The organism is Winogradskyella psychrotolerans, assembly GCF_018860565.1.
Lineage (GTDB): Bacteria > Bacteroidota > Bacteroidia > Flavobacteriales > Flavobacteriaceae > Winogradskyella > Winogradskyella damuponensis.
In genome coordinates this window covers 1-5,681 of sequence record NZ_JAHKPS010000017.1, presented here as the reverse complement: position 1 = coordinate 5,681, position 5,681 = coordinate 1, and the positions used below count along the sequence as shown (strand labels likewise).

The 5,681-nt window shown below is 28.7% G+C and carries 4 protein-coding genes; all 4 read right to left on the bottom strand.

The window, feature by feature from the left end; all coding sequences use genetic code 11:
* Positions 1–806 precede the first annotated feature (806 nt).
* Positions 807–1,397, bottom strand: coding sequence for a hypothetical protein (locus KO504_RS06615; protein WP_215925549.1), 591 nt, complete (start codon positions 1,395–1,397; stop codon positions 807–809).
* A gap of 189 nt (positions 1,398–1,586) precedes the next feature.
* On the bottom strand, positions 1,587–2,564 hold the full coding sequence (locus tag KO504_RS06610) for a DUF6438 domain-containing protein (RefSeq protein WP_215925548.1): 978 nt from the start codon (positions 2,562–2,564) through the stop codon (positions 1,587–1,589).
* A 273-nt stretch (positions 2,565–2,837) separates the two neighbouring features.
* Positions 2,838–4,568 carry an AIPR family protein gene (locus KO504_RS06605; RefSeq protein ID WP_215925547.1) on the bottom strand — a complete coding sequence of 577 codons (1,731 nt, stop codon included), beginning with the start codon at positions 4,566–4,568 and terminating at the stop codon, positions 2,838–2,840.
* Between the two features lie 171 nt (positions 4,569–4,739).
* Complete coding sequence (locus KO504_RS06600) at positions 4,740–5,588, bottom strand: hypothetical protein (RefSeq protein ID WP_215925546.1); 849 nt, start codon at positions 5,586–5,588, stop codon at positions 4,740–4,742.
* Positions 5,589–5,681: the final 93 nt, after the last annotated feature.

Sequence of the window (5,681 nt, the reverse complement as noted above, 5' to 3'; positions counted from 1 at the left end):
CAATATTAATCACAACGGTCTCGTATATGATTTGTTGCGTGTTATAAGCGAGTAAGTTAGCAAATAAAAACCGAAATAGAAAAACCGTGAGGTTTTTCGACAGTAGGCTACAAGCAGCTATAAATTATATACATTGTTAGCAGCCGTTTTTAATTTTTTAGAGTCAGCATTGAACGTTTTGTTTGTCAGTCCGACGTTGTAGAGTAGGAGAGCGACGCAGATCGCAACAGTAAAAAAATTGACTGATAAGAAACAAGTCCGATGTCAAACATTGTTTTTTGAGTTAAGTTTTGTGATTAATTTGATTTTAAAGTCAAAATAAACTAACATTTTATCTCTTGTAAGAGCCGAACTTAACTAAACTCCAAAATATAAACAACCCAATAAGACCGATTCTTGCATATCCATAGAAAACTGCTAGCAATAAGAGTAGTGTAATTATAAGAACAACAGACTTAAAAACACGACTTGATTTAGTAGTAGATTTTGATTGTTTGTTATTCAATAATTGATTTAGATATATTTCGTCAGATTTTTTTAAGTAATAGCTTATTTCAGATTCATTAAACCCATTTTCACTCATTTCTTTTATTATCTCTTTTTTGGATAACTTTTTTGCTCTTAATGATATGCTATAGTCGAGTTTATTCACTTTTTGTAGTAATTGCTGCTAACGGTTTTGTGTATGCTTTGTTGCGTGTTTAAGCAACTAAGTTAGCAAATAAAAACCGAATAGAAAATCCGCGAGGATTTTCGTAAGTAGGCGAGAACTAGCAATAAAATATACACGTTGTTCTACGCAGTTTTTATTCCACCCAATTATCTAATTCATATTTTAATTTCCAAATTCTATTATGTTTTTCATAAATTCTGGTCATTCCTCCAGAACCTTGTCTAATTCTTACATAAGCCAAATTCAGTTCTTTATTGAAAATGGGTTTGGTTATGTACAGAATTGAGTAAATATTTGCAACGCTGTTTTCCGCATAATATTTTTCTGCAATCTTGTTTATAGAATCCCACTCAATTTTGTTCTCAGTATATTTTTTTATGTCAATGACATTAAATTCATATTCTTTTATTCTCGAAATGTTGAACCCCTTATTCTTTTGGAATTGTCCTTTTACAAAGTCAATATCATTTATTTTTAAAGTATCAGATATGAATTCAGAATGAGATATGGTCCGTTTTGGGTTTTTTAAGTCTACTGGTAAAGTTGGGGGAATATTTATAGATAAATTAGAAATCAACTCCTTTTTATCAAATATTATTCTCGATTTTGAATTATCTGACAAGATTTGATTCAGAAATTCAAGTTTGTATTCATCTGTAATTTCAATCTGAGTTAATTCACGAGTATTTAATTCCGATTTGTTGTTTTGTTTGCAACTAATCAAAATTAAAGTCAGAATTATTATATTAAGTACTGTTTTTCTCAAATTGCGTAGAACGTTGATGTGTATGGTTAGTTGCGTAGTTAAGCACCTAATTTAGCAAATAAATTACAGATAGAATATTCCGCAGGAATGTTCGTAAGTCGGCAGTGACCAAGCAATTAATTATACACGTTGTTGGCAGTAGTATTTTTAATTCCATTCTTGATTGAATCTTAAGTCGTAAAACATATCATAAACTCTTTTAAGACCATAAGTTCCAATTAATCCGTCGTCTTTTATTGTCTTAATTTCTCCATTGTTGTATGTGATTTTTAAAATAACAGAGCTTGAGTGAATTGCACCAGAATAATATGAATTATCCAAATTTGGAAAATTTAAATAATTGATAATTCCATATATTTCTTTAAAATGTTTATCTGAAATTTGAGCTTTATATTCTCCATTGACATCGTTAGGTTCCAAATCGTATGAGAAATTTTTGTCAAACCAATTATAATTTAACGCATTGAATTTTCCGTTTTTATTTTTGTCTATTGAAATTATAAATTCAGGACAACCTGCCATACAGCCATTAGCAATAAACTCTATTTTTTCAATGTCGTATTCTATCTTTTTTTCGTTACGCTCAATAAAAGTTCCATATTTATATATTAATGGAATAACTCTACCGAACGTGTTTTTTCCTTCATCACCAATTTTGTAATCCAACGGTTTATGTAATTCGATGAATGAACCATTTTTAGTCTCAATAATTTTTGGAACAAAAGATAAAGTCTTGGTTATAAAATTTAAATCGATAGAATTAATAGAATCTTTACCGAAATTCATAAGAGAGTAAACTCCGAAATCACAAGAGATATATTCGCCATCTTCACAGCCAGCCATTGCCATACAATTGTGGCCATCTCCAATTATCAATAAATCTGTAAAACCATTGTTGTCAAAATCTGATTTATAAAAACTTTTGTTTATTTTTAAAGAGTCAGCAACTTTTTTAGTTAAAGTGTCTTCGTCAAATCTGCAATCTCTTTTAAATTCACTTATTTTTTTAAGTTCAAATTCTTCAAATTTTCTGTAAATTCTAATTGAATCATCGGATATTTTTTGCTCATAAAAAGGATGTTTTAATTGATTGACGAAAGCTTGAACTTCTTTTTCAGAATTCATACTGTCAATTTTTGAAGAAATAAATTCTGCTTTTATAAATTCAGGTTTATTATCTTTTTTTTGACAATTCACTAACACCAAAAAAAGCAAAAAAGTCGTTAAATATCTCATTATTTGAGGTTAAGTTATATTACTGCCAACGGTTTTGTGTATGATTTCGTTGCGTGTTTCAGCAACTAAATTAGCAAATACAAACCGAATAGAAAATCCGCGAGGATTTTCGTAAGTAGGCGAGTACTAGCAATGAATTATACACGTTGTTGTAAGCAGTTTTTATGCTTGTTTCAAATATTTTTCTATTAATCCATTCGTAATTATATCTGTTGTTCCTTTTCTTTCAACAGTTTTTCTATCTTTAAAGTCTAAATTTAAAAAATCACTCTGTAAGAATTCTATTGATTCTTGAAATATAGAAATTGCATTTTCCTCATTTTTTAAAACTTCTAATATTCTATTACAAAATATTTCAGATTTTTTCTTGTCTTTTGGATTCGGTACTGATTGTGGTGATATTAAAAATCTAAAAATTAAAAGAATTTGATATCTAAATCTTCTCGTTGATTTATCGAGTTTATTGTTATTATATAAATTTTCTAAAATGTAATAAGTTAATGCACTTGTATAATAAGGCAGATAATCGTGTTCATTATTAAAAATGTCATCTCCCATATCTTTTATTAACTTTCCATAATAACCTGCAACTAAATGTGGTTTGTCTAAAAACATTGAAGAAAAGACTTTAATTTGAGTTTCCCTATTTACAATGCGTTTCATAGGAATTTCAGAACTTTTAAATTGATTAGTTCGTCTTTCGTAATAAAGTTTATTATTGTCATTTGGCAAAGCTTGATAATAGAACTCTAAATTTCTTTGAAACTCTGTAAGTGCTTCTAATTCCACAGCGTCTACTGCTGTTTGATTATTTGTAGCCCTTGTTATTTTACTTTTAATATCTGAATTATCAGTTACTATTATTTTTAAAGGAATGTGCATTTTGTCTATTTCAGGAACATTTCTGTTTTCGTATAAGACATTACTTGTTTGACAACCGTTAACAATTTGATAGTTTGTTATAGTTATATTATCTCCTGGGCCTGATATTTCATCTGCAACAACTGTAACTCCATTATTTAAAATACAGAATGAATCTAAATTTCCTTTAGTCAAAGTTTGTGCAATATCTGTATTAACAGGATTATTCTCTTGTTCTAAATAATCACGAATATTATCATTAAAAACGGATTTCATTTTCCCTGATTCATCTATTATAACTTTCTTGAATTCTGAAAATGGAATCATTCCTGAATACGCAACTTTGATTTCATTGATTGTTGGAATTGTAACTTTTTTTTCAAATACTATTGAAGCTTCTACAGGTTCTTTAGTTTTTCTGTATAGTTTTTGAATTTGTTTAGAATCACAAGGAAAGAAGCTTACATTCTCAAATAAGTTTAAATCTTCTAATTCCTTAGTATTACTGTTAACGACTTCAAGTAAGTTTGAGTCATTAGTCCATTTTCCAGTTGAACAGAAATAAAGATTACAAATAGGACTTCTATGTTTCATAAACTTTGAATTAGCATAGATAAACTCCTTGATTTCTATGAAATTCCTCATTTCATTTGTAACAAATAAATCTGTTTGTTCGTTAAAAAATGTTTTAGTCCAACGAAACATATTATCAATTTGAGTTCCATCAAATTTTGAAGAAGTTTTAGATTGGATAATTATAAATGTTACTGTTAAAAATCTATTTAAATCAATTAGTTCTTGTATTTCTTGAACTGAGTTGCAAAGCTTATTATTTACAATAATTCCAATTCCGTCAATTCCTTGAGTGTTTTTTCCTGTTGAGATTTCTTTTTCATCGAAGCTCACAGAATCATATTCTTTATTTACAATACAAAAGTTAGCGAACATTTCAAATTGGTCGCTTAAAGTTAAAGATGTGTAATTTTTGCTTTCTACAAATTCCTTTAAAAAGCTTTTAGTTATTGCGTCCATTTTCTTTATTGTAGTATGTTGGTGTTAAATTGCTTACAACGGTCTCGTGTATGATTAGTGGCGTGTTTAAGTAACTAATTTAGCAAATAAAAACCAAATAGAAAATCCGCGAGGATTTTCGTAAGCAAGCCAAAACTAGCCATTAATTATAAACGTTGTTGTAAAACGTTTTTATTTATCACGTTTCAAAATTATTGAGTCTTCAGAATCAAATTCGGTCGGACGTATTCCTTCAAAGCCGATAGCAAATTCCATTGTGTCATCATCAATAAAATTCGAGATACAAAGTAGTTTCTTTTGTTGTTTACTCTCAAACATCGTTACTATTAAATCTACTTGTATAGGTTTTGTTTCGCTATTTATTTCATAGGTCATACTTCCTTTTTTTCCATTTTGAACAAACTCTTTTCCGCCCATTATTTGTCCTTGTATTTCGAAATATGCATAACCTTCCGAATCAAAGTTCAAGTATCCTATATCCTTTTCATCTTCTCCAATCCACTTTCCAATGAATTTAGCTTTATCATTTTCAAAGTAATTAAATTCTAATTTTGTCCATAATCGAGATTTAACAACCTTCTTTTTATATTTTGCTGGTCGAACTTTTATTTGTTCGGTTGCTTGCATTATTATTTTATCAATTTCATCTGATTGTGGATATGATTTAACTTTTATGTCAATTATTTCCGCTTTTTCAGTTACAGTCAGATAAACATAAACGTTTCCTTTAAATCCCATTTCAGAATTCAGTTTTTCCCTTATCAGACCATTTAGATTTTTTTCCGCACAAGCAATTTGTTCTTTTTCCGAAATTCCGATTTCACAATCATTTTCAAATGGCAATTCCGTCAGAATTGCATAATGATAAATTCCCTCTTTTTTCTGTTTGAAAGGTTTTAATTTATATCCTTTTTCAGCCGAATCGTCTGCGTCTAAAAAATGTCCTTTCGGAATTTGTCCAATCGCAAACATTGGAATCAGAAGTAAAATTGTTAGAAAGTTTAATTTGTATTTCTTCATTTTGTTGATTTGGTAAATGTTTTACAATGTTGTTGTATATGGTTTGTTGCGTGGTTTAAGCAACTAATTTATTAAATAAAAACCGAATAGAAA